The 24910-nt window shown below is 48.8% G+C and carries 26 protein-coding genes; 10 read left to right on the top strand and 16 right to left on the bottom strand.

Going from position 1 to position 24910, the window contains the following annotated elements; translation table 11 throughout:
* Positions 1 to 107 precede the first annotated feature (107 nt).
* From KH703_RS04155 to KH703_RS04135, 5 genes are all read left to right on the top strand, one after another.
* Positions 108 to 1346, top strand: a complete 1239-nt coding sequence (locus KH703_RS04155) for a helicase-related protein (protein WP_304294399.1) — start codon at positions 108 to 110, stop codon at positions 1344 to 1346.
* 104 nt (positions 1347 to 1450) lie between these two features.
* Positions 1451 to 1585 (top strand): hypothetical protein, encoded by a 135-nt coding sequence (locus tag KH703_RS04150; protein WP_256640061.1) that lies wholly within the window; start codon positions 1451 to 1453, stop codon positions 1583 to 1585.
* Between the two features lie 352 nt (positions 1586 to 1937).
* Positions 1938 to 2267 carry a hypothetical protein gene (locus KH703_RS04145; protein WP_304294397.1) on the top strand — a complete coding sequence of 110 codons (330 nt, stop codon included), beginning with the start codon at positions 1938 to 1940 and terminating at the stop codon, positions 2265 to 2267.
* A gap of 76 nt (positions 2268 to 2343) precedes the next feature.
* On the top strand, positions 2344 to 3168 hold the full coding sequence (locus KH703_RS04140) for a hypothetical protein (RefSeq protein ID WP_304294395.1): 825 nt from the start codon (positions 2344 to 2346) through the stop codon (positions 3166 to 3168).
* Positions 3169 to 3322: 154 nt separating this feature from the next.
* Positions 3323 to 3454, top strand: a complete 132-nt coding sequence (locus KH703_RS04135) for a hypothetical protein (RefSeq protein WP_304294393.1) — start codon at positions 3323 to 3325, stop codon at positions 3452 to 3454.
* Positions 3455 to 3544: 90 nt separating this feature from the next.
* On the opposite strand, the gene kcuS is transcribed toward KH703_RS04135, so the two are convergent.
* Together kcuS and KH703_RS04125 are read right to left on the bottom strand one after the other, a co-directional pair.
* Positions 3545 to 3760, bottom strand: a complete 216-nt coding sequence (gene kcuS, locus KH703_RS04130; protein WP_304294391.1) for a KCU-star family selenoprotein — start codon at positions 3758 to 3760, stop codon at positions 3545 to 3547.
* Positions 3747 to 5828, bottom strand: a complete 2082-nt coding sequence (locus KH703_RS04125) for a carbon starvation CstA family protein (protein ID WP_304294389.1) — start codon at positions 5826 to 5828, stop codon at positions 3747 to 3749. Before KH703_RS04125 ends, kcuS begins: the two co-directional genes overlap by 14 nt.
* A 558-nt stretch (positions 5829 to 6386) precedes the next feature.
* Between KH703_RS04125 and KH703_RS04120 the strand changes: the two genes are divergently transcribed.
* From KH703_RS04120 to KH703_RS04100, 5 genes are read left to right on the top strand one after another with little or no spacing between them, the layout of a single operon-like run.
* The gene (locus tag KH703_RS04120; RefSeq protein WP_304294387.1) at positions 6387 to 7355 is read left to right on the top strand and encodes an iron ABC transporter permease; all 969 of its coding nucleotides are present in this window, start codon (positions 6387 to 6389) and stop codon (positions 7353 to 7355) included.
* A complete protein-coding gene (locus KH703_RS04115; RefSeq protein ID WP_304294385.1) occupies positions 7352 to 8125 on the top strand; it encodes an ABC transporter ATP-binding protein in 774 nt (257 codons plus the stop codon). Before KH703_RS04120 ends, KH703_RS04115 begins: the two co-directional genes overlap by 4 nt.
* Positions 8122 to 8904: an ABC transporter substrate-binding protein gene (locus KH703_RS04110; protein WP_304294383.1), complete on the top strand. Its 783-nt coding sequence runs from the start codon at positions 8122 to 8124 to the stop codon at positions 8902 to 8904. Before KH703_RS04115 ends, KH703_RS04110 begins: the two co-directional genes overlap by 4 nt.
* Positions 8905 to 10122, top strand: coding sequence for a radical SAM protein (locus KH703_RS04105; protein WP_304294381.1), 1218 nt, complete (start codon positions 8905 to 8907; stop codon positions 10120 to 10122).
* The gene (locus KH703_RS04100; protein ID WP_304294379.1) at positions 10119 to 10622 is read left to right on the top strand and encodes a flavodoxin family protein; all 504 of its coding nucleotides are present in this window, start codon (positions 10119 to 10121) and stop codon (positions 10620 to 10622) included. Before KH703_RS04105 ends, KH703_RS04100 begins: the two co-directional genes overlap by 4 nt.
* A 1071-nt stretch (positions 10623 to 11693) precedes the next feature.
* On the opposite strand, the gene KH703_RS04095 is transcribed toward KH703_RS04100, so the two are convergent.
* From KH703_RS04095 to pth, 14 genes are all read right to left on the bottom strand, one after another.
* Positions 11694 to 11855 (bottom strand): hypothetical protein, encoded by a 162-nt coding sequence (locus KH703_RS04095; RefSeq protein ID WP_304294377.1) that lies wholly within the window; start codon positions 11853 to 11855, stop codon positions 11694 to 11696.
* 113 nt (positions 11856 to 11968) lie between these two features.
* Positions 11969 to 12208 carry a DUF333 domain-containing protein gene (locus tag KH703_RS04090; RefSeq protein WP_304294375.1) on the bottom strand — a complete coding sequence of 80 codons (240 nt, stop codon included), beginning with the start codon at positions 12206 to 12208 and terminating at the stop codon, positions 11969 to 11971.
* Between the two features lie 414 nt (positions 12209 to 12622).
* A complete protein-coding gene (gene serC, locus KH703_RS04085; RefSeq protein WP_304294373.1) occupies positions 12623 to 13699 on the bottom strand; it encodes a 3-phosphoserine/phosphohydroxythreonine transaminase in 1077 nt (358 codons plus the stop codon).
* Positions 13700 to 13709: 10 nt separating this feature from the next.
* Entirely contained in the window at positions 13710 to 14876 is a 1167-nt protein-coding gene (xseA, locus tag KH703_RS04080) for an exodeoxyribonuclease VII large subunit (protein ID WP_304294371.1), read from the bottom strand.
* The gene (gene ubiE / locus KH703_RS04075; RefSeq protein ID WP_304294370.1) at positions 14869 to 15597 is read right to left on the bottom strand and encodes a bifunctional demethylmenaquinone methyltransferase/2-methoxy-6-polyprenyl-1,4-benzoquinol methylase UbiE; all 729 of its coding nucleotides are present in this window, start codon (positions 15595 to 15597) and stop codon (positions 14869 to 14871) included. The genes xseA and ubiE overlap by 8 nt, the downstream gene beginning before the upstream one ends.
* Before the next feature lie 9 nt (positions 15598 to 15606).
* On the bottom strand, positions 15607 to 17025 hold the full coding sequence (locus KH703_RS04070) for a CHAD domain-containing protein (protein ID WP_304294369.1): 1419 nt from the start codon (positions 17023 to 17025) through the stop codon (positions 15607 to 15609).
* A 48-nt stretch (positions 17026 to 17073) separates the two neighbouring features.
* Positions 17074 to 17484: a Fur family transcriptional regulator gene (locus KH703_RS04065; RefSeq protein WP_304294367.1), complete on the bottom strand. Its 411-nt coding sequence runs from the start codon at positions 17482 to 17484 to the stop codon at positions 17074 to 17076.
* A gap of 65 nt (positions 17485 to 17549) precedes the next feature.
* Positions 17550 to 19382 (bottom strand): 1-deoxy-D-xylulose-5-phosphate synthase, encoded by a 1833-nt coding sequence (dxs, locus tag KH703_RS04060; RefSeq protein ID WP_304294365.1) that lies wholly within the window; start codon positions 19380 to 19382, stop codon positions 17550 to 17552.
* The gene (gene hisC, locus KH703_RS04055) at positions 19372 to 20481 is read right to left on the bottom strand and encodes a histidinol-phosphate transaminase (RefSeq protein WP_304294363.1); all 1110 of its coding nucleotides are present in this window, start codon (positions 20479 to 20481) and stop codon (positions 19372 to 19374) included. The genes dxs and hisC overlap by 11 nt, the downstream gene beginning before the upstream one ends.
* Entirely contained in the window at positions 20481 to 21557 is a 1077-nt protein-coding gene (gene pheA, locus KH703_RS04050; RefSeq protein ID WP_304294361.1) for a prephenate dehydratase, read from the bottom strand. The genes hisC and pheA overlap by 1 nt, the downstream gene beginning before the upstream one ends.
* Entirely contained in the window at positions 21541 to 21951 is a 411-nt protein-coding gene (locus KH703_RS04045; protein WP_304294359.1) for a hypothetical protein, read from the bottom strand. The genes pheA and KH703_RS04045 overlap by 17 nt, the downstream gene beginning before the upstream one ends.
* The gene (lysA, locus tag KH703_RS04040) at positions 21948 to 23261 is read right to left on the bottom strand and encodes a diaminopimelate decarboxylase (protein WP_304294358.1); all 1314 of its coding nucleotides are present in this window, start codon (positions 23259 to 23261) and stop codon (positions 21948 to 21950) included. Before lysA ends, KH703_RS04045 begins: the two co-directional genes overlap by 4 nt.
* Before the next feature lie 45 nt (positions 23262 to 23306).
* Positions 23307 to 24353, bottom strand: a complete 1047-nt coding sequence (locus tag KH703_RS04035) for an LptF/LptG family permease (RefSeq protein ID WP_304294357.1) — start codon at positions 24351 to 24353, stop codon at positions 23307 to 23309.
* Positions 24350 to 24907 carry an aminoacyl-tRNA hydrolase gene (gene pth / locus KH703_RS04030; protein ID WP_304294355.1) on the bottom strand — a complete coding sequence of 186 codons (558 nt, stop codon included), beginning with the start codon at positions 24905 to 24907 and terminating at the stop codon, positions 24350 to 24352. The genes KH703_RS04035 and pth overlap by 4 nt, the downstream gene beginning before the upstream one ends.
* Positions 24908 to 24910 lie beyond the last annotated feature (3 nt).

Raw genomic sequence — 24910 nt, 5'->3', positions numbered from 1 at the left:
ATAATGATTTTATTAAAAAATATAGTCTAAATTTCTTTAAAACGGAGTATTCATTAGTAAGACAAGAATTGGAAAAAATAAGCTGTAGTTCCAAGGAAGAAAGGAAAATGAAGCTGTTTGGGCTATTAAATAGTTTAAGTGAGCCTACTATAGTTTATGTTAAATCCCCTGCTCAAGCAGAAGAATTGTCAAATGAATTTATTAGAGATAATAAAAAAGGCACAGAAAATACTTTCCCAATTTTTGAATGGATTGATGAAAACGTTTCCGTAAAATGGAATTTAAAAAAATACTTACAAAAAGGTATAGGTTTACATAACGGTCAATATCCTAGGCATATTGTTAATGCTCAACTCGACTATTTTAATAACAATAAAATAAATATATTATTTGCAACTACCTCATTAATAGAGGGTGTAAACACTGTCGCAAAAAATATTATCATATATGATATGCGCAAAGGCACAAGCAAGCTGACTTATTTTGATTTTAATAATATCAAGGGGCGTGCTGGAAGAATGATGAAATACTATACTGGAAAAGTATATTGTTTTGATGATCCTCCAAGGCAAGAGATGGAAAATATAGATGTTCCCATAGTTACTCAAGATGATAGTCTGCAGAGTGAAATTTTAATTAATCTAAATAATGAAGATATAAAAGACCAAAAGAGAAGAATATATGAAGAATTAATTAAAGATTTACCTGCAGATTTATTGCAAATTTTTAAATCGAACTATTATAGTATTGAAAAGCAAAAGCACCTTTATAATTGCTTAAAGGGTAGAAAAAAGATATTGAATCAATTGAGCTGGGATGCACCAATTCCTACTTATAAAACATTATCTCGTACATTATGTATAGTAGATCATTTATTGGAAGGCAATAAAGGAGATAGTTATAAATTCTTAGCTCAAAAATGCCATCAAATAATCCGGGGTGGAAATTTGCACTCTATTATAAGTAATGAGATTAAGTATCAGCATACGCTAGATGCCAATCGAGGTAAGAATGAAGAGAGTATCATTAACTTATCTGTTTCAAAAGTATTTGGTTTTATCAGAAATCAAGCCAAATTCGAAATACCTAAAAGGCTTAGTGTATTAGAAAGCATTGTAAATTATCTCAATGGCAAACAAGCTGCTAATTATTCTGCATTTATTTCTATTCTGGAACATGAAGGAGTGGATAATAAGTTAAGTATACTTTTAGATTTTGGAGTTCCCGCCTCCGCGTTAAAAAAGTTTAAAGATATGCCCAATAACAATATTATTGAATATGTGAAAAAGAATTTTGAAAAAATTGATTTAAGTACATATGAGGTTGACATATTAAAGAAATTATGATTTGTCATTTTTTATCATTGGTTTTTAAAAAAAAGATAACCCCTATCAACAAATCGCTTGAAAACTTTAGCTACAATGACGCGCAAATTTACAAAAGGAAGAAAATGAGTAAAATTTACAATCTAAACGCCGATATGAAAGTGATCGCAAAAAGCGTCGTTAGCAAGAGATTTTTGATTGCGGAAACACTCACGTTGAGGTGTTTGCCTTTAACGATGCCAAGTGCAAGATCTGATTAGCGCGGAACAAAAGTATCGGTAAGAGATGTCAGATAAATATAGCGCAATTGCTTTAAATTTAAAATATGCTGCCCACAAAATCTGTGCGACATAGAAATTCAACCACCTATCGGTGCATGGCCGTGAATTAATTAAAGAGAATAAACTACGTAAACGATCGAAATTTATGCGGATAAATTTGCCCGCAAAGCACGGCTAAAATGTCGATTAAATCGGTACCGAGCGCCGTGCAAATAGCGCAATTAAAAGCAATAAATTCAAAGATTAGCATGCATGCTGATAAAACCGCTAGCGCAAATTAAAGGCACTAAATCGCGCTGTGTTCTTTGCGCACAAACAAAAGGAGCGACGGATGAAAATTTTATGGCAAAGCAGGCTTCAAAATAGACTTCGCGATATCGGCGAAAACATCCTGATAAAGGGCGATCATGCAGTTTACGCAGGCGATAACGACGAGCAAAAGCAGATGAAGCTTAGAAAATTCTCGCTCGCAAGCGGCGAGCAGCTAGCCGGCGCGCCTTTCCGCGATTTTACCCGTGCCGCGACCTTTGACGATGACGGCCGCACGCTCGTAATTTTGGGCTTTGTAGACACGATTTATAAATTTAACGCCGCGGATCTCGCGCTCATCTCAAAGCACAAAAAGGGCGTGCCAATATGGCAACTTTATCGCGCTAAGTAGCAAGGATGACGATAAAAAGGCTATTACGGCAACCGACGACACGCTTTTTATTTACGATTTTGAGACGCAGACGGGCATGCGAAAGCGATTAAGGGGCTGCACGGCGATTTTTAAGCAAGATGAGCTAAATTTCTTGATTTTTACGCGCTCGGGTAAAATTTACGGCTTAAATTTGAGCGGTTGCGAGCTTAAAATTATCACTAAAACTTGCCCTATGACGCAGGCGCAGCGCGTAGAAGGCGGATATTGCATTTACGCGGGTGAGGCCGGCGAAAACGGCGAAATAGAGGGTGCTAACGAGCTTGTTTTTACAGACGCAAATTTTAACGTTAAATTCCGCGTGAAGCTCAATTTTGATTTCGATAAATTCGAGCTTGCGGCGAACGGATCAGACGGCTGGCGCGGATACTTTATAAACGAGCCGAATGAGCTGAGGGTTCTTAATCTCATGCGTAGCGAAGCGGGCGGCTTCGAGCGCGGCGGCTCCGGCGAATTTACGCAGGGCGAGGCGAGCAAATCCAGGTGCGAAGCGATGGATAAATTTGAGTGCGACGAGCCCTTTAAATTTAAACTCGGCGAGCAGGTCCAATACCTCGCGGCAAAGCCTATTTTGACGCATAAATTTAAACAAAAGGGCACAAGAATTTTAGGCGTCGTTACGGCTACTTCTTGCCGTGCTGCGAGCGCAAAATACGAAACGGAGCAAGCTGGTGCGTTTGAGGGGCAAAATTTAGCGTCCAGAGGCGGCCGCGGTATCGAAAACCGTGAATATTCACTCCTCGCTCACGGTGAAAATGAAAAATGCAGGCATCGCGCGACCGAGCGCGACCGCGATCTCGTACTAGTCGATAACGCCTACGACGAGGACGCGGAGCAAATTTTAACCTGCTATGAGATCTAAGCCATAGTCCAAGCACATCCATATTCCTGATTTAAAATTTGCAGCTATGATTTAACGCCTTTAATTAAAGCAGGTTTGCTAAAAATTTTATATAGAATTCTATCAAGACGCGGAAATACCCGTTTAAAAATTCTACAACATGAAGGCGAGATCGTTGCAAAAAATCGCGACTAGCGATAAGTACGGCGCGACGGCAAAGACAAATCTCAACGCCCTAAGTGCGAGCAAATTTAAAGCGCAATCTCAAAGAGGCATGCGCGAAATTTTATCCCGAGAAGCGGGCTAAATTTCATGACTCGCACGCCCGCACCCTATCAAATTTAAAATTTCAGATCAACGACGATTTGTACGGCGCGACCGCGCCCTTTCGCCGCTATCAGCACTTGACGTTTTTTGCCTTGCTATCTTGCATCGCGCGGAAAAATTCCGCCCTGCTTAGCGGGACTTCGTCAGGATGGGCGCTTCTGAAATGGCGCAGATAGCCCTCGTAATTGCCGAGCCCGATGAGCGGCGCAAGCGCGGCATCCGCGCGCGCCAAAAACCTCGCCACGGCCTTCGGGGCTGCGAGCGGATTAAATTTAAGCTTTTTCATAAACGCCCCTATCTATGTGCTCGCTTTCTGCCAGTTTGAAATACCCCTCGCTCGCGCCGCCTTTTGAAATTTTAAGGCACATCCTTATCGTTTGAGCGATGACGACGATCGTGACTACGACGAAAAGAGCACATAGCACGGCGTCGATGACGTTATTTCTGATGATAGCCTGCGCCTTTTCGATCGCCGCGGGATCGCTCAGGCTAGCAAGCTTGGCGGCGGTATTTTGCGCGATAGCCACATGGCTTACCGCGTCGTGCACGCGCTCGCCGTTAGCCGGCATCAGCTTTAAGATCGCCGCATAAAGCGTGGTTATAAGCACCCAAATCGCAGGAGCGATCGTGACGAAGGCGTATTTTTGCTTGCCCATTTTAAAAAGCACCACCGTAGCGAGCAGCAGCGCGATGCCCGCGAGCATCTGATTGGACGCGCCGAAAAGCGGCCACAGCGTGTAAATTCCGCCCATAGGATCGGTAACGCCGCTGTAGAGCAGATAGCCCCAGCCCGCCACGCAGATCACCGTCGCGATGATGCCGTAGAGGGAATTTTTGGTATCGGAAAAGGGCTTATAGACGTTGCCTAAAATTTCTTGCACCATAAAGCGCCCGGTGCGCGTGCCCGCATCGACCGCGGTCAGAATAAACAGCGCCTCAAATAAAATCGCGAAATGGTACCAAAACGCCATCAGCTCCTTGCCGCCGATGATCTGGTGCAGCAGCATCGTTAGCCCCATCGCAAAGGTAGGAGCGCCGCCCGTGCGGCTCATCATCGTGGTTTCGCCGACGTTTGAAGCCAAGGCGCCGATCTGCTCGGGCGTAATGCTAAATCCGATAGAATTTATGTACGCCGCGGCGCTTACCGCGTCTTTGCCGAGTACCGCGGCGGGCGAGTTGATAGCGAAGTATTCGCCCGGGCTTAGGATGCACGCCGCTACGAGCGCCATTACGCCTACAAGGCTCTCCATAAGCATCGAGCCGTAGCCGATGAAAAGAGTGTGGGTTTCGCGCTCGACCATCTTAGGCGTCGTACCGCTGGAGATCAGCGCATGAAAGCCAGAAATCGCGCCGCATGCGATAGTAATAAACAAAAACGGAAATATCGGGCCTGCAAAAACGGGACCCGTGCCGTCGATAAATTTCGTCGTAGCGGGCATTTTAAGCTCGGGCGCGACAAAGATTATCGCAACCGCCATGCCGATGATGACGCCGAGCTTAAGGAAGGTGCTTAGATAATCGCGCGGCGCAAGCAGTAGCCACACGGGCAAAATCGCCGCGATAAAGCCGTAGCCGATCGTAAGAAGCGCGAGCGTCTCGCCCTTTAGCGAAAAAACGTCGTGCCAGTACGGATCGATCGAGACGTAATGCCCACCCCAAAGCGCAAGCATCAGCAAAACAAAGCCGATGATCGATGCCTCGCTGACCTTGCCCGGGCGCAAAAACCTCATATAAATTCCCATAAATATGGCGATCGGTATCGTCATTGCGATCGTAAAAAGCCCCCACGGCGAGTTTGCGAGCGCCTTTACGACGACCATTGCTAAAATCGCCACGATGATCAGCATGATGAAAAAAATTCCGATCATCGCGATGCCGCCCGTGAGCTTACCCATCTCCTCTTTGATCATCTCGCCTAGACTCTTGCCGCCGCGTCGCGTGGAGAGCACGAGCACGATGAAATCATGCACCGCGCCTGCGAGCACGACGCCTACCAAAAGCCAAATAGTGCCGGGCAGATAGCCCATCTGTGCGGCCACTACGGGACCTACGAGCGGTCCGGCGCCTGCGATAGCGGCGAAATGGTGCCCGAAAAGGACGTATTTGTTCGTAGGGACGTAATCTCGCCCGTCGTTTCGGATCACCGCAGGAGTTGCGCGGCGGTCGTTCAGTTCAAAGACGCGATACGCGATAAAGCGCCCGTAGAAGGTGTATCCGATCAGATAGATGCACGCGCTGGCCACTACGAGCCAGACGGCGCTGATGCTCTCTCCCTTATTTAGCGCAAGTACGCCGAAACACCACGCCCCTATGACGGCGACCGCCGCCCAAAGGATCTTTTGCCAAAATTTCATGCTCACTCCTTAAAACTTAGCGAGCGGCTTCGGCGCAGTTTGCCGTTTAATAAAACGACTTACGCCTTTAAAGCGGGGCTCGTTAAATAAAATTTAGTGCGTATTTTATCGGCGTTTTTATAATTTAAAGCTGAATCGCAAAATTAAAAAGAGCTCTTTCGGCGTTTAAATTTAACGCCTAAATTTTGAATTTCAAATTTAAATAGGCGGCTTGGAGGCGCGCGAAATTTTAATATTTAATCGCCATAAATTTAACCCCGCAGCTTTTAGCCGTTACGGAATTTATCGCGGTTTAAGAAATCAAGCGATAAAATCCCATGATAACGATTTTAATTTCTTAATAAAAATCGCGAATACTTTTAGGAGGAAATTTATGCCGGATCAGGTGCGCGGCTATGTACTTTTTCGCGCTGATATCAAAAGCTATGTAAGCTGCAAAAATGATGGCGCCGGCCGCGAGAATTTCATAAATTCCGTGCGTATAAATTCCTGGCACCGCTTAAATTTTAAAAATATCCGCCGCGACGAAATCTGCGCGTATAGTTCGCCTGGTGGGCTATGAGCTTTAAATTTTATCTCTTTCTAAGCGCAGCTTTCGTATTGCTTGCTTTAGTAGCCGTTAGCAGCGGCGGAGCAAGCATTTCGCTAGGCGACATCGCGAAATTTTTCACCTTCGGCGAGATAGACGAGACCAAGCAGCTCATATTGCTACAAATGCGCCTACCGCGCCTAGTAATGGGCATCTTAGTGGGCGCGCTGCTGGCAACTTCGGGGGTGGTAGTGCAAAGCGTGTTTTTAAACCCGCTCGCAGACCCATACATCATCGGCATCGCCTCGGCAGCGACTTTCGGCGCGGTCATAGCCTATCTGCTAGGGCTTAGCGACGTTTTTTACGGAATTTTCGCATTTTTAAGCGCAAGTGCGCTGTCGATCGTGATCTTTAAGCTTGCCGCGCACACCCGCTCGATCTCGACGCTACTGATCGTAGGTATCGCTGTGTCGTCGTTTTTAGGCGCATTCACCTCCTTTGCGGTCTATCTAATCGGGGAGGATAGCTTTAGGATTACGGCGTGGATGATGGGCTATCTAGGCGGGGCGAATTGGCAAAAGATAGCGCTTTTGCTACCGCCGCTGCTGTTTTGCATGACGTATTTTTACACGAAGCGCCACGAGTTAAATATCATCTTAAACGGCGACGAGGAGGCGAAGTCGCTGGGGCTAAACGTCGAGAAGTCCAAAAAGAGCCTACTCATCGTCTCCTCGCTCATCATCGGCTTTTCGGTCGCGTTTACGGGGATGATAGGCTTTGTGGGGCTCATCATCCCGCATACCTTGCGTATGGCGCTTCGCACGTCTAGCAACGCCGTGCTGATCCCCGCTAGCGCGCTTACGGGCGGGCTTTTTCTTTTGTTTTGCGACGTAATCGCTAAAAACGCCCTCTCGCCGGTAGAAATTCCAATCGGCGTGGTGACCTCCTTTTTCGGCGCGCCCTTTTTTCTATACCTCGCGTTTAGGAAGCATGCATGAAAATTTCGGCGCTAAACTTCAGCTACGGCAAGCGAGCGATTTTGCGAGGCATCGAGCTAAATTTAAAACGGGGCAAATTTTACGGGATTTTGGGCCCTAACGGCTGCGGCAAGAGCACCTTGCTAAAAAACATCTTGCAAATTTTAAAGCCTGCAAGCGGGATCATCGAAATAAACGGCAAAAGGGCAAGCGAATACGGCCTAAAAGAGCTTGCCGCGCTGATCGGCTTCGTGCCGCAAAAAACGGCCCTTGCCGCGCCGCTTAGCGTGAAAGAAATTTTGCTCGCGGGCAGATTTTGCCGATTAAAAAGCGCTTTTAGCGGCTACGATGCGAGCGATCACGCTAAAGTGGAGCAAATGGCAGAGCTTTTGGACGTGAAAAAATTCCTAGAGCGTAGCGCATTTGAGCTAAGCGGCGGGGAGTTCGGGCGCGTGCTGCTTGCTAGAGCGCTCGTCAGCGAGCCTGAAATTTTACTGCTCGATGAGCCCACGGGCGCGCTAGATATGAACTACGCCATCGAGGCGATGAGCATCTGCGAAAACCTGACGCGCTCTTTAAATTTAACGAGCGTCATCGTGCTGCACGATCTAAATTTAGCCTCGCTATTTTGCGATGAAATTTTTATGCTAAGAGACGGTACGGTGAGATATCGCGGCAGTGCGAGCGAGCTTTTTACGCCGCAGATCATAAAAGAAATTTACGGCTTTGAAGCCTTAATAGTAGAAGAAAACGGGGTAAAGTTTATACTACCCAAAAAGGAGAAATTATGAAAAAAATTCTTATAGCTTTGACTGCGGCGAGCTTTGTATTCGCCAAAGGTCTAGTCGTACTTGATCCAGCCGCGGTCGAGATCATCTACGCCTTAGGCGCGCAGGATCAGATCGCTGCGATCGCCACCACTTCGATGAGCAAGATCCGCCCGCAGGCTGAAACCGCAAAACTGCCTAGCGTAGGCACCTACGTCAAGCCGAATATGGAAAAGATCGTCGAGCTCAAGCCCGATCTGGTTATCACGAGCTTCCACTCCGCAGGCGTTAGCGAGAATCTGCAAAAGCTGGGACTTAAGAGCCTTGCGATGGATGCAAACTCCACCGCAGACATCTGCCAAAACGTAAAGAAAATTGCGGCCATCGTAAAAAAAGAGAGCGAGGCGGATAAAATTTGCGCTCAGATGGATGGAATTTTTGCAGGCAAACCCGCTCTTCGCGGCAAAAAAGTAGCGCTATTTTTCGGCTCAAACGCCACTATGGCCTTTAACGACAAAACCCTCATCGGCGACATTTTCGCTCGTCTCGGCGCCAAAAATATCGCAGACGGCCTGAAGGGCAGCACGCCTTCAGTATCCGCAGAATACATCTTGGAACAAAACCCTGATATTATGGTCATCGTAGGCGGCGAGACGGAGGATTTTTTAAAAGCAAATCCGATCCTTAGCAACACCAAAGCGGTAAAATCGGGCAAAATTTTAAAAGCTCCGACGCTCATATTGCGCGGAAGCCCGCAGATCGGCGAGACGGTGGATGAAATTTACGCGGAGGCAACGAAATAGATGTTTAAAGAACGCATTAAATCCCACCATCGCTCCAAGCTTTTCGAGAGCGTCTCCGCGAGCGAAAACGAGCTGTTCGACGCGCTGGAGCAGCCCGCGAAAGACAGCGATTGCGTGATCTATCTGCATGTGCCGTTTTGCGACAACATCTGCTCGTTTTGTTCGATGATGCGCTCCAAACTCGGCGACGAGCTGGACGAATACGCTAAATTTTTGATACGCCAGATCAAAGACTACGGCGAGATGCCCTACTTCGACACCAAAAAGATCAAAAGTATCTACTTCGGCGGCGGCACGCCGAGCGTCTTTAGCGAGACGCACTTCGAAAAGGTTCTGGGCGCGCTGCATAAAAATTTTAAAATCGCAGAGGACTGCGAGATCAGCGTAGAGACCACGCTGCATAATTTAGACCTGCAAAAGGCGCTTGCCTTGCAAAGCTTCGGCGTAAACCGCTTTAGCATCGGCGTGCAGACCTTCAGCAGACAGGGGCGCGCGCTTCTAAACCGCGTGCATAAGCCCGCTCGCGCAATCGAGCGACTAAAAGATCTTAGAGAAAAATTTGATGGCATGCTCTGCTGCGACATCATCTACAACTTCCCGAACGAAAGCGTGGAGGAAGCACTAGAGGACGCGCGCTATGTAGATGAGCTAGGTCTAGATAGCGCCAGCTTTTACTCGTTGATGTTTTTTGAAGGCTCGGAGCTATCCAAAAAGATCGACACCTCCTACTACGACCTGCCGACCGATAAGAAGCTGCACCACGCCTTTGCGGGCGCACTACTTGTCGGAAGCGATAATTTCGAGGTTTTGGAGCTTACCAAGCTTGCTCGAAAAGGACGCGATAACTACGGCTACATCAAGCTAAGCCACAAGGGCACGGATATCCTGCCTATCGGCAACGGCGCGGGCGGACACGTAGCGGGCTTCGGAATTTACGGCGTTTCAGGCCATAAGATGATCTCGCGAATCGATGAGCGTGAAGCAAAATACGGCGTGCTAAGCAATCTATTTCAATACCCGATCGTAAGCTTAAACGAGCTAAAAGAGGCTCTAAGCGCGAGCATTTACGACGAAGTAGTACAAAAGCTCAAAGAATTTCAAAGCTGGGGGCTTTTGGAGCTTAAGGATGGAAAATCGGTCTTAAACTTGGACGGAATTTTTTGGGGCAACAACATCAACGAAGAGATAGCAAACATTATGAAAAAGGATTTTGTATGAAAAAAATCGTGCTTTATACCTCGCAAACGGGCAACACGAAAAAGGTGGGCGACGCGATCGCCGAGCAACTAAGCTGCGAGAGCCTAAATTTCCGCGACTTTGAAGGCGAGGTCGATGACTATGACTTTATAGCCTTGGGCTTTTACGTCGATAAGGGCGAGGGCGAGGCGAAATTTATGCGATTTTTGCGTAAATTTCAGGGCAAAAAGCTAGGCGTTTTCATGACGCTGGGCGCGGAACCAGACGGCGAGCATGCGCGCAAGTGCCTGGATGCTTTCGAAAAGGGGCTCAAAGAGAACGGTAATGAGATCGTAGCGGAGTTCTCCTGCCAAGGCGCGATCGATCCAAAGCTGCTTGAGACGATGCGTAAAATGGCCTCTAGCGGCAACTCGCCCCATCCTATCACCCCCGAGCGACTTGCGCGCTGGGCGGAGGCTGCGAAACACCCCGACGAGAAGGATTTGGCGGATGCGAAGGCAGCATTTGCGGGGATAAAGTAAAATTTAATTGCGTTGCGCCCCTAAATACTGCACGATGCGAACAAAATCAAATCATTACCCGTCCCCTCCCGCGATTTACACGATTTAAAATTTTATCTTTGCTAAATTTGAACGACAAATTTCATTCCTACAAGCAAATTTGCCGCTGCAAGTGCAGGTCTTGCTCTAGAATTTAAACGATAAAATTTCATTTCGCAAGCAACAGATCAAATAATACCGCTGCTTTGCGTCACTTATGCGCGCTCTGAACGCAAAAAGTGCTTTTTTAAACGACCGACTTGCGAGTACTGCGGTGGCAGCTGTCATCCAATACACCGCCTGCCATTTTGCTGCGACGGCTTGAACTTGAAAAATCCACTTCCGCGAGCAAGTAGATTGCGAGCGCTGCGATAGCGATCATCGGCTACCCCTGTTGTCACGTGACACATGTCATATCAGACGCCGTCCGCTACCGCGCGACAACCTGCCCGTCTCCGCCCATCGCTCCGCCGCTTTATCGTGGTACCAAACCCAAACCGAACCGCTAAATTTTAAATTCTACAAAAGTCTTATCGCGCGTAAATTTTAATTCGGCAAATGCGTAAAATTTAGGTAAAATTTCATCCAAACGCTTTGACGGTCAAATTTAAAGGGGTGAAAATGACTAATTTTGAGTACGCGCGCTGCATATGAGGCGATCACGGAGTGGATGATAGATTCGCCGAAACTCGATGCGAAGCTATGGGTGCTCGGCGAGGCGTACTATTCGATTAACTGCGACTACCTACTCTCGGCGTACCTGCACAGTATCCGAACTACGTGCAAAGGCCGCAGGAGGACTTTTTGAAGCCATACTTCGAGCTGTATCTGGCGGGGCGGCAGGTCGCGTTTGAGCGCGGCGAGGTTGTGGTTTTCACGCGCTAAATTTACGCGGGCAAGGGAAGCGAATGGGCACTCACGAGCGGTTAAAATTTGAGCCTTTCAAAAAAAAGGAAGCGAGCGACATCCACGAACGGCTAAAATTTAAGCTCAACAACTATGGGCACAAATGCTTATCGCATATCCAAAAAAACCTTCGTCGTAATCAAGCATCTAGCAGGTTGCCTGCGTCGCGTAAAATCGCTTAAAAATATTTCTGCTTTGCATAGCCGCCGCTTTCAGCACCTTGCTAGAGCAAAATCTCCACACATCGTTGATGTTTGGATAATTGAATTTTTCATCAATCTGCTCCATCACTTCGTTTGTGGCGCCCAAGAATTTACTTGCGCTAGCGCTTGCTAGTTAGAATTCATCTAAATTTTAAAGTAGAATTTTGACGCAGAATTTTATGGAATTTCGCTGCCGCAAATCTCACAAGCGATAAAATTCTATCGATTTACGCTCTTAAATTTGCTCAAATCGCCGCCTGTTTTATAAAATTCTTCAGCGTCGATCATAGTACCGTCAGGCAGCTTACAAACGGTGTAGTCCACGCCGTTGCCGTCTTTGCGGACGATCAGCTCGCCGCCGTTTTTGATACAAAAATCCCCCGCAACGCTAGCCTCTGCACTCACCGAAGAGAAAGCACCCACCACAAGCGCCACTGCAAAAAATCTCTTAAAACTCATTTAAATCCTTTCGTTTAATTTTGCCCGTTTTTAGGGTTAAGCTTAAATTTAGACGCTAGATACGCTAAACCTGCGCCTAAATAAATAAACCGCCTTCTATCCTCGAACACCGATAATAGCGTTTTAAATGTTAAATCCTACCTAATAAATCCCAACAGCGCCAAGTTCGCTCGCCCTGCAAAATCAAAGCAATCAAACTTCATCCAATGCAAAATTTAACATCATAAATTTTGTCTTCAATAAAATTCTAGCAGCGAAATCCAAGCCGCACCAAAGCTATTTCTGCCGTAAAATACCGGCTATAAAAGCGAGGGCTATGGCAAACACTAGCTCAGCGGCAAGGCAGGCGCGGATTCGAAACAATCCTTGTCTATAAGCGCGAGCCGTACTCAAACTCCCTAAATTTAATTGCCGTTAGCCGTTTTTGCGCGCAAACTCGCTCATAAAAGCGACTAGTTTTTCAACATCCTCGTAGTTTATCGCGTTGTAGATCGAGGCACGGATGCCGCCTAAAACGCGGTGTCCTTTAAGCCCGATCATCCCCTCCACCTCCGCCTGCGCGACGAAAACCGGCTCAAGCGCGGCATCTGCAATATTAAAGCTCACGTTCATCAAGCTGCGGCTCTCCTTTTGCGCGTGACCGCGGTAGAAGCCGCCGCTAGCATCGATCGCGCCGTAAAGCAGCGCCGCTTTGCGCTTGTTGCGCTCGTGCATCGCCGCGAGCCCGCCGATTTCGTCCTTGATCCAGCCGAGCATTAAATTTAGCATGTAAATTCCGAAAGTATTTGGGGTGTTGCTCATCGAGTCCGCGTCCGCCTGCGTCTTGTAGCGCAGGATCATCGGCGTTTTGGGATTTGCGCGATCCAGCAGATCCTTGCGGATCGCCACCATCGTAACGCCCGCGGGGCCGCCATTTTTCTGAATGCCGCCGTAAAACATCCCCACGCTGCTAAGATCCACGGGGCGCGAAAACAGATCGCTCGAGCTATCGACTACGAGCGGACAAGCACACTGCGGCAGCTGCGGATATTGCGTGCCGTAGATCGTGTTGTTCGAGCAGATGTAGCCGTAATCGGCGTCGTCAGAGAATTTAACCTCGGGGATGCGGTCGAATTTGCTCTCCTCGCTGCTTGCGACCACGCGGTAGTTTATGCCGAGCACGCCTGCTTCCTTGATCGCCTTGCTCGTCCAGTTGCCCGTGTTGGCGTATTCTGCGACGCCGCCTGCGTATAGGTTCATCGGCACCTGCGCGAATTGTAGGCTCGCGCCGCCTTGTAAAAACAAAATCGTAAAATCATCCGAAAAGCCGTAGAGATCGCGCACGCGGTCCATCGCGCTATGTAAAACTTCCTCGAAAATTTTGGTGCGGTGCGAGATCTCCATTATCGAAAATCCGCGCCCCCTGTAATTCAGCAGCTCCTCTTGTGCCTGCTTTAGCACGCCCAGCGGGATGGTGCTCGGACCTGCGCTAAAATTTAAAACCCTATCCATTTTGCCTCCTTTAGATGATTTTTGCGTTTTTACTGAGCTGCTGCGAGTAAAGGACGAACTCGTCGCCCGCGGCAAGCTCACCTAGGGCCACCGTTTTGCCGTCCTTTTGGATTTGAACGAGGTTTTTGGTGATCTCAAAAAATTTCGCCTTTTGCGCCAAAAGCTCATCCTTAGCGCTTAGCGTATGCTCTGCAGCGCTTAGCTTGGAGTCTACGAAGCTTTTAAATTTAAGCTCGAAATTTAAAAGCTTTGCAAGCGAGCCTGAAATTTTTGGCTCGACCGATTTTGATTTAAGCTGTAAAGCTGCGAGGCTCAGCACGTTTTGTGCGGATGAAATTTTATCTTTTATCATCCTATCAAACGCGTCGCTTGCGCCGTCTAAGCTCTGAAAGATCGCGCAAATATCGGGCAGCAGATCGATCATCGCGGCGGTGGGCGTGAGGCTTCGATGATCAGCTACGAAATCGCTGATGCTAAAATCGATCTCGTGCCCGACCGCCGAGATGACGGGCGTTTCGGCCGCGTAGATCGCGCGAGCCAAGGCCTCGTCGTTGAAGCACCACAGATCCTCGCGCGAGCCGCCGCCGCGAGCGATGACGATCGCATCGTAGCCCTTCTCGTCGGCTGCACGCAGCGCGCTTATGATCGAAGCAGGCGCGCCCTCGCCTTGCACTAGTGCGTTATACAGATCTATTTTACAAAGTGCGAAGCGGTCCTGCGCCGTGCGAAGCATATCCGCTTGCGCCGCAGAGCCCGCGCTCGTGATGATCGCGATGCTTTGGGAAAATTTCGGAAGCTGTTTTTTGTGCGCGGCATCAAAAAGCCCCTCGTTGCTAAGCTTCTGCTTTAGCGCAGCAAACGCCGCTTCCAGCTCGCCCTCGCCGCTTTTGCGGATATTTGAGACCTGGATCTGATACGCGCCCGTGGGGGCGTATAGCGAGACCTTGCCGCTTACGATGAGTTTATCGCCCACGGCTGGGATAAAATTTATCCGCGCGGCGTTAAATTTAAACATCGCGCAATCGATCGCCGCGCTCGCGTCTTTGATCGTAAAATACCAGTGCCCGCTCGTGCTTTGAATTCTAAACTTAGATATCTCGCCCTCGACCTCGACGAAGCTAAAGCTCGTCTCCAAAAGTGCCTTGGCTTGGGCGTTGAGCTCGCTTACGCTAAGCATCGTCGCTCTTCTGCGCGATTTTTTCCGCGATGAAAAGCGTGCTGACGTCGAAGCTGAAGCCCTTTTGCACGCGCAGCTCAAAGCCCGCGTTTTTGAGCTTTTCGCTAAAGCTCGCGGCGTCTAGGAAGCTGCCGATGGAGCTTGGCAGATACTCGTAGGCTTCTTTATTTTTCGAGATAAAGGCGCCGATTTTGGGTAAAATTTTGCTCACGTAAAAATCTCTGATTTTAAACGCGAGCCCGCCGCTTGCGGCTTTGGTAAATTCCAAAACCACGAGCGAGCCGCCCGGTTTGACGACGCGGTTAAATTCCGCAAGCGCCGCATCCAGCTCCACGACGTTTCTTATGCCGTAGCTGATGCTTAAAATATCCATGCTTGCATCATCTAACGTTGTGGCGCCCGCAGTTGCTTTGATAAATTCGCAGCTAGGGAATTTTTGCCTCGCCACCTCGAGCATTCCTTCGCTAGGATCGATCCCCACGATCCGCTCGATCTGCACGCCGTGCTGTGCCGCGCCGTCGCGCCACGAGCTTATCATATCGCCCGTGCCGCACGCGACGTCGGCTATACTCACGAGCTTTCCCTTAAGCTTTTCAAGCGTCAGCTCGACCGCCTTTTTGCGCCACGAAACGTCCACGCCGAAGCTGATGGCGCGGTTTGCCAGATCATAGGTAGGCGCGATCTCATCGAACATCTTTATGATTTTTTCCTGTTTTTGCACGGGCTTTCCTTATTCGTATGCTTTGATTTTGCGCAGCGATTTTTTTAGAGCGCGCAAAAGAGCCTCTTTTTCGCTTATGATTTTTTCCGTTAGCTCGTCTGCGCGGGCGTTTAGTCTAGCGTCCAGAGCCAGCAGGTACGCAAACGCGACGCCGCTTTTATCGCTTGCTTTTTGATAGATCGCGATGAAATTTTGCCACACGCTGATATCTTGCAGCGCGCCGAAATCCTCGCAGGCAGCCTTGGTGCGCTTAAAAAGCTCCCTGACGCAGCCTTCATCAAAGCTTCTTGCAAAAATTTCAAGCGCGTATCGTAGCCTCTTTAGCCCTATGCGCGCGTCGTGAAATGCCTGCAGCGACGAGCCTTGCTTTAAATTTTTTAGCTCCGCGCGCAAGCTTTTAATCAGCTTGCAAAGGCGGGCGGATGCGAACTTTTTTGAAATTTTTTCATATTCGCTGCGCGCGTAGATGCCGTCCGCGCCGCTTAAAAAGCCGCTAATAGCGTCGTTTAAATCTGCAAATTCCGCGCTAAAAAGAAATTCTAAAATTTTATCCTCCGAGCGCTTTGCGATAAGATTTAGCTGCTGCAAAAAGCTCGCAGGCGCGTCGTCGGCTTTTAAAAACTTCGCAAAAACGTGAAGGTCCCGCAGCTGATTGCTGCGGCTCATAAATCCTGCGAGCAGTTTTAAAATTTCGCCCCTTTTTTCCGCCTCAAAAAGCGGCGCGGATAGCTTCAAAACCGCTCTAAATTTACGAATCTGTACGCGCAGCTCGTGAAGAGCTTCGGGGGAGAGGTTTTTTTGATACTCGCTTTTTGCGGCGCACGCCCTCGTCCACGCTAACTCAAGCGCCAAACGCGCAAGCTTAACGCTGTCCGCATAGGGCGGTGCGAGAAATTTAACTCGGCTAAATTTTTTAAAAACGTTGCGTGCGTGCGCGAAATCAAGCGAGCGCGGCGGGATGCCGTAGCGCGCCAGATAGCGGCTTTTGTAGCGGTAATCGTCGGTGATCTCGCAAAAATCGGTGCTGCCGAAGGTTTTTACAAAATCAAAATTTGCGCTTGCCGCCTCGCTTTGAAATTTCGCTCGTAAAATCACGAGCGTGCTTAGCTCGCCGCCGTAAAGCTCTAACCAAAACTCCGCTTCGTCGTTAGCAAAGCCGTAGCGGTTTTTTTGCACGACGCGGGCAACCCTGCTTTTTAAAGCCTCTTTGAAATCATCTTTTGAAATTTTAAAATTTAGAGTTTGTCTGTCGAGATCCTCTTTTCTGTGGCGCAAAGAGCATTCGTCATTTTGGCGGATGTAGTAAATTTCGGGATAGAACGAAGTATAAAACCAAGCGATCTTTACCTTGCGACATTTTAGCCCCGCACGCTCTAGCGTCCGCAGAATCGAATCGTCGCTCAATAAAAATTTACGCTTAGTTTGCATACCCGCTCCAAAAATAAAGTGGGTAATAATAGCAGAAAATTCTTTAAACTATCTACACTTTTCGCAGTCTTCAACCGTAGCCGTGATATTTAGCTTGCGGATGAAATTGCCCGCTTTGCGCTCGATGTTTTTCAAAACGTCCTTATTAAAGGCATCGTCCATGAAAAGATCCGTGACGTTGCCGCATTTTTCGCAGACGACGTGAATGTGTGGCATCTGATAGATGTCGTAGCGGCTCTTTTTATTCGGTGCATTGACCTCGACTACGACGCCTTCGTCGAGCAGGGTGTTTAGATTTTTATAAACCGTCGCTAGCGAAATGGACGGATAGTCCTCTTTGATCCCCTCATACAGGGCTTCTATGCTTGGATGCTCGTGGCGATCGAGCACCTTTAGGATGCACAATCTTTGAGGAGTTGCTTTCAAACCGCAAGTTTTGAGTAGTTCTACGTGGCTCATTTTCGTCCTTCAAAAAATTTTAAAGTGATATTATCAAATTTTACTTTAAACAAAGTTGATATTAACTAATACTTTTTATCACTTAATATTCGCTCGGTTAGAGTTTGGATATCCAAGCCCAAGCTACGCTCCACGTCGGCGGTCTTGCCGTGCGGTAAAAAGATATCAGCAAATTCGAAGCTCACGATCTTTACGTCCGAAATTTCATTTTCTTGCAAAAATGCGCTTAAAATTTCACCGACGCCGCCCTTTTTGGCGTTGTCGCTAAAGACGTACCAAATTTTATCCTTGCGAGCTAAATTTCGCAAAAACTCGGCGTCCAAAGGTTTTGCAAAGACTAGATCTACGACGTCCGCCTCGATCTGCCCCTCCAGCGCCGCAGCCGTTTTATACGCTCTACCCGCGCCGTTTCCGTAGCCGATGAGAGCTACGCGCGCGCTATCGCTGCGCTTTAGAAATACCGATTTTGCAAGCCCTACCGCAGACGCGCCGATCTCGTCGCAGTCCAAAATAAAGCTTCCGCGCGGATAGCGTATCGCCAAAACCCCCTCATGCGCGTAGGAGTACTCGATGATCCGTTTAAAGCTCGCCTCGTCCCGCGGCGCGCACATGCTGACGTTCGGAATCGCATTTAAGAAGCTCACGTCAAAGACCCCCTCGTGCGTCTCGCCGTCCTCGCCCACGATGCCCGCGCGATCCATCGCAAGGACTAAATTTAAGTTCATAATCGCTGCGTCGTGAACGATCTGATCGAACGCGCGCTGCATGAAGGTCGAATATATCGTAACGTACGGCTTAAAACCCTCGCGCGCCATCGCAGCCATCGAGCTTAGCGCGTGAGGCTCGGCAATCGCTACGTCCCAGAAGCGGTGGGGAAATTTCTCGATCAGCTTATCCATGCCGGTGCCGCTTGGCATCGCAGCAGTCACGCCCACGACGTTTTCATGTTTGGCGGCTAAGCCTAAAAGCGCCTCAGCGTAAATTTGCGTGGCGCTTTTGGCGGCGGATTTTTTCTTAAATTCTCCGCTTTGAATGTCAAAAGGCCCTACGCCGTGCCAGCTCTCCAAATAGCCCTCCGCCTTGTCATATCCTTTGCCTTTGATTGTCTGAGCGTGCACGACGACCGGCTTGTGCGCGCTTTTTGCCGTCTTTAGCGCCGATATTAGATCCTCTAGATTATGCCCGTCCACGGGACCGATGTAATCAAGCCCTAGCTCCTCAAAATACATCCCAGGGATGATGAGTTTTAAGGAATTTTCAAAGCGCTTTGCCATATATGTTGCGCTTTGCGGAGCGTGGGATAGTAGCTCTCTTACGTGGGATTTAAATTTTTGATATGTCTCGCCCGCCATCGCTTGGCTTAGGTATTTGCTAAAGGCGCCGATAGGCTTGCTGATGCTCATTTTATTATCGTTTAGGATGATGATGCAGGGCAGGCGCAGATCGCCGAGCTCGTTCATTGCCTCATAAGTCATGCCGCCGCTCATAGATCCGTCGCCGATGAGCACCACCGGCACGCGATTTTCGCGCTTTAGGCTTATCGCTTTTGCCGCGCCCACGGCTAAAGAGATCGACGTCGAGGCGTGCCCTGCGACGAAGTAGTCAAATTTACTCTCGCTAGGCTTCGTGTAACCGCTGATACCGCCGAACTGCCTAAGCGAGCCGAACTCCTCCCAGCGATCCGTTAGAAGCTTGTGCGCGTAGCTTTGGTGGCTTACGTCGAAGATAAACGGATCGCTTGCGACGTCGAATACGTAGTGCATCGCCACGATGAGCTCGACCGCGCCCATATTTGAGCTTAGATGGCCGCCGTTTTTGCTCACGACTTCGATGATGCGCGCCCTGATCTGCGTGCAGAGCTCCCGTAGCTCCTCTAGGCTTTTATTTTTAATATCCACTCAAAATCTCTCCCAGCGCGCCAAAGACGCGATCGTTTTGCTCAGGCGTACCGATCGTGATGCGCACGGCGTTTAGCCCGTAACTTTTTAAATTTCGAATGATGATGCCGCGGCGCAGAAGCTGCTCGCAAAGCTCGCTACTATCTAGCGGCGGGCTAAGTTTGAACGTGATGAAATTTGCGTAGCTAGGGATAAATTCCAAATTTCGCTCGCGCGCAAAATCCTCGAAGCGGCTCATCTGCGCGGCGTTGTTTTGCAGGCTTTTTTGCACGAAAGCCTCGTCTTTTAGCGCCGCAATCGCCGCTGCGAGGCTTAGCGTCGTGATGTTAAAGGGCGGTCGCAGCTTATAAAGCGCGCTTATGATTTGCCGCGGCGCGATGCCGTAGCCTACGCGCATGCCGCCTAGGCCGTAGACCTTTGAGAAGGTGCCTAGATAGAGCACGTTTTTAAAATTCCCAATTAAAAGCTTAGGATCAAGCCTCTTGCGTTCATCTTTAAACGCCGCAAATTCGTTGTATGCGGCATCGATCACTAAAAGTGTGTTCTCATCCACGCTGCGAGCGAACTCATACACAGTCTCCACATCCAAGCACTCACCCAGCGGATTGTTCGGCACGCACAAAAAGATGACCGAAATTTCATCCCTGTGCGCGTTATAAATTTTTAAAAGTTCGGCTAGATCGTGTTCCTGTGCGCTCGTTTTGTAAACTTTAGCTTCGCAGTGGCTTGCGTAGATGCCGTACATCGCGAAAGTGACGCCCGCTTGCAGTATCGCGCGGCGCGAATTGAGCTTGGCGTGCAGCGCAAACTCGATGATCTGATCGCTGCCCGCGCCGATGATGATATTTTGCGGCTCTACGCCGAATTTCGAGGCGAGCGCGCCCTTTAGTTCATACATCGAATCATCGGGATAAAGATGCGCACAGGCGGCGTTTTGCGCGATCGCCTCCTGCACCGCCTCGCTAGTGCCGAAGGGGTTTTCGTTGCTGGCAAGCTTTAGCACGTCTTGCTTGCGAATACCAAACTCCCGCACCACAAGCTCGATCGGCTTGCCCGCTTCGTAATTGCTTAGATTTTCTACAAATTCATTAAATTTCATCACTCCCCTCCGTTTATATAGCTTCCCAGCCAGGTGATTTCGTGGCCATTTTTCTGCGCGTTTTGCAGAACGCGCGCCACGCGTTCGTCGTCGATGTGCCCCTCAAAATCGACATAAAAGACGCATTTAAAATCCCTAAGCTTAACAGGGCGGCTTTCTAATTTGGTTAAATTTATTCCTTCGTTGCGAAACATCTGCAAAAAGTCCACGAGTCCGCCCGGGCGGTCGTCGGTTTTGGCTAGGATGCTCGTTTTGTTGCGGTCGCTCTTTTGGTTTTTAAAGTCGCTCAGTACGAAAAATCGCGTGCGATTGGCGGAGTTGTCCTCGATCTTTTGAAACATCATCGGCACGCCGTAAAGATCAGCGGCGATCTTGGAGCAGATCGCGGCGGAGTGCGGCGTGGCAGCTGCCATCTGCGCCGCAAGCGCGGTAGATTTGGTCGCGGTAAATTTAATGCCGCTAAGGCCGTGATCGTCTAAAAATTTAAGGCACTGATTGTATCCTTGCGGATGCGAGAATATCTGATCCACCGTGCTTACGTCGTCGCAGTGGCTCGCAAAGCAGTGGTGGATATCCATATAAATTTCGGCGACGATCTTGACGCCCTCGTATTTTCGCAAGCAATCAAGCGTCGCGCCCACTGCGCCTTCAGTGTTGTTTTCGATCGGCACGACGCCGTATTTGGCCTCGCCGCTATCAAGCTCCTTAAAGACCGCCTCGATGTTTGAGAGCGGCAGATAGGAGCTTACCGCGCCGAAGCGGCTCTTGGCGGCTTGGTGCGAATAGGTGCCGAAAGGCCCCAAAAACGCGACGATCTGCGGCTTTTCTAAATTTCGCGAAACCGAGAAAATTTCAAAAAATATCGCCTCGATCGCTTCTTTGCTTAGATTTCGCGCCTTTTCGCCGTCCAGCCTGCTGATGATCGAGCGCTCGCGCTCCGGGCGGTAGATCGCGCTGCCCGCGGTCTGCTTCAGCTCGCCGATCTTTTTGACAAACCCCATGCGCTCGTCGATAAGGCGCAAAATTTCATCATCCAGCCTGTCGATACAAACGCGCAGATCATCGATGTTTTGCATCACAACCCTCCTTTTGCTCGCCCGCGAATTTCGGCGCGAATTTTAGAAATTTCACGCCGTCTCTTTTGCCGCACGCTTTGAAATTTTGACCTCGCGAACTTAAAATTTTATCGCTTAAGATAGCTGTGCCGCAACTTCCGCGCGCTAAGAAGGCGCGATAAAATTCGTCGCAGCGGGATCTGAAATTTAAAGGGGCGCGATTAAAATTTAAAACGGGGCTTTGTTTTGCCGTAAAATTTACAGGCGCATTTTGTTCGGATTTGAAATTTAAAGCGGGGGCGCATTCAGGCTCGGAATTTAAATCGGCGGTGCGTTTAAAATTTAAGACCGCTGCGCGCTCGGATTTGAAATTTAAAATTGCGCCATGTTTTAAGCGGCTTGCCGCGCGGATCATACGAGATCCTTTTCGAGCGCGATTAGATCATCAAAGCTTTCGCGCTTTCTAATTAGGCGGTCCTGTCCGTCGTAAACCGCGACCTCGGCAGCGCGACAGCGGGTATTATAGTTGCTCGACATCGAAAAGCCGTAGGCGCCGGCGCTTTTGATCGCGAGCAGATCGCCGCTTTGCAGGTTAGGCAAGCTCGCCCCTTTGGCTAAAAAGTCGCCGCTTTCGCATATCGGTCCCACGACGTCGCAGAGGCTCGCTGCGGCTAAATTTGCGCCGCTCAAATTTTTTTGATCTGCACACGAACCGTTTATTTGATCCGAGCCTCTGCCGCCTAAATTTACTTCGCTCGCGTCCGGTTCGTTTAAATTTATACCCTCCGAAGCGCTAACGATCTTGATGGCGTGGTGCGCGCCGTAGAGGCTCGGGCGTATGAGATCGTTCATCGCGCCGTCAACGATGACGAAGCGCTTGCCGCAGTTTTGTTTTTCGTAAAGCACGCGGGTAAGAAAGACGCCCGCAGCTCCCGTGATGAAGCGCCCCGGCTCGCATACGATCGTGACGTCTAGACCGCTTAGGCTCTTTAGAATTCCTTGCGCGTAGTCGTAGAGCACGATCTGTTTTTCATCCTCGTAGCGGATACCGATGCCGCCGCCCACGTCGAAAAATTTTATATCGATCTCAAGGGCTCGCAGCTCGCGCAGCAGATCGCTTACTATTTTTGCGGCGTCGCAGATCGGAGAAATGTCTGTAAGCTGGCTGCCGATGTGAAAGTGGATACCGACGGGATTTAAAAATTTGCTCTTTTTGGCGTAGATATACATCTTGCGCGCGGTCTCGATACTGACGCCGAATTTATTCTCATTTAGCCCCGTGGAGATGTAGGGGTGGGTCTTAGCGTCAACGTTCGGATTTACGCGGATGCTGATGCGAGCGGGCTTATTTAGCTTTTGCGCGATCTGCTCCAGGCGCAGCATCTCGGCTTCGCTTTCTAAATTTATCAGCAAGATGTCCGATTGAAGCGCAAACTCGAGCTCGCTGTCTTGCTTGCCGACGCCAGAGAATATGATCTTATAGCTCTTTGCGCCGATATACAGAGCGCGGCGCAGCTCGCCGATGCTGACGCAGTCAAAGCCGCTGCCCAGATCCGATAGAAATTTTAAAATGCTTAAATTCGAGCTTGCTTTAATCGCGAAGCAAATGAGCGACTTGTGCGCTGCGAAGGCCTCTTTGAGTGCCATGAAATTCTTTTGTATCTCGTTAAAATCGTAAACGTATAAAGGGGTGCCGTATTTGCGGGCTAAGCTTGAATAATCCATAGAATTTCCACCGATAAATTTTGCGCCATTCTAACAAATCAAGGCTTAACGATGCTTAAAAACCAAAAAGGAGGCGAAGCAAAACAGCGCGGCTATCGGTGCTATGACGCCGAGCTCGGGGACGATTACGCCGTTTAGAGAGAAGCGGATCAGCACGAAAAATACCCCCCACGCACACAGCGTGACGATGAAAAAGCCGAAGCTCATCAGCGCGAGGTTGAAAAATCGCCCCGTAACCGGCAGATAATAATAAAGTATCAAAACCATCAGAGGCGCAAATAGCGGGAAGAAAAGCATATTATAAAGGCTTGCTTTTATGGTGGAGATATTCACGCCTTGATGCGAAAAGGTGCGGATCGAACGCAAAGCATCCCTGATCGAATATACATTACTCGTATCATAAACACTCGCAATTGAGCTTGGATCAAAGCCCTTAAGCGCCTCGCTCTGCGCGCTAAACTCACTTCTTAATCCACTTCCTCCAAGCTTAAGCTGCGCTGGTAAAGTCGTGGTATTTACATCGCGCAGATGCCAAATTTTGCCTGCGTATTCGCCAAAGCTTGCGTGCGAGCGTGAAGCAACGGAGTTATCCCCTATATTAAAGATCGTTATATCATTTGCGTTTTTGCCGTTTAGAGCTTTGATATAGATATATTTACCCTCAAATTTCAAAAACATATCTCCCCCCGTAGGCGATAAATCGGTTAAATTCTTTTGAAATTTTAGCGCGTATGCAAACGAGGTGGAATTTAAAGCTATAAAGCCCGCAGTAATCGCAAGTGCGATCAAAAATGGAGGGATTATCAGGGCGTTTTTGCTAACTCCAAGCGCATAAAAGCTCACCAGCTCGTTGCTACGGATCATATTAAAACCCATCAAAATAAGCGCAAAAATAAGACTTAGCGGCAGCGTGTAGCTAAGCGCGACCGCTGCGGTTAGAGCGATATACAAAAGAGCGGTATTCGCGCTTGAGGGAAAATCTTTGAGATTGGTAAGCACATCGATGCCTACATAAAAGCACTCAAGGGCTATTAGCAGGATAAAAAAATACTTCAGATAAGAAAGAGCCGCGTATTTTACGTATAACTTCACACCCTAGCCTTTTTAATCGTAAATTTTTGCGCGATCTGCTCTATATCCGAGCAAATGAGCTCTTCTACCGCGCGCGCGACATAGGGTAAAATTTCGCTTAGCTTCTCGCGCTCGCTTTCGTTAAAATTTCCGAGCACGAAATTTGCCGCATCCTGCCCTTGCTGTTTTTTGCCCACGCCGATACGCACGCGCTCGTAATCTGCACCGATTAGCGCGTCGATCGATTTGATGCCGTTGTGCCCGCCGCTACTGCCGCCTTTTTTAAATTTAACGGCGCCCAGATCCAAATCTATATCGTCGTGCACTATGATGATGCGCTCGGGCTTATAAAAATCGTTCACTGCCTTTACGGAGTTGCCGCTTAAGTTCATAAAAGTTTGGGGTTTTAAAAGAAGCAGCGAGCCCTTTTTAAAAAGCTCGCCTTGGAATTTAGACGAGCCGAGCTCACTAAAGCCACCCGTCTTTAAAATTTCGTCAATTAGCATAAAACCGACGTTATGTCTGGTCTCTGCGTATTTCTGAGCAGGATTCCCAAGTCCTGCGATCAGTATCATAGG

Origin of the sequence: Campylobacter gracilis (assembly GCF_018374135.1) — a bacterium.
GTDB lineage: Bacteria > Campylobacterota > Campylobacteria > Campylobacterales > Campylobacteraceae > Campylobacter_B > Campylobacter_B gracilis_A.
Note: the sequence above shows the minus strand (reverse complement) of the source record. Positions and strands in the feature narration are given on the sequence as shown.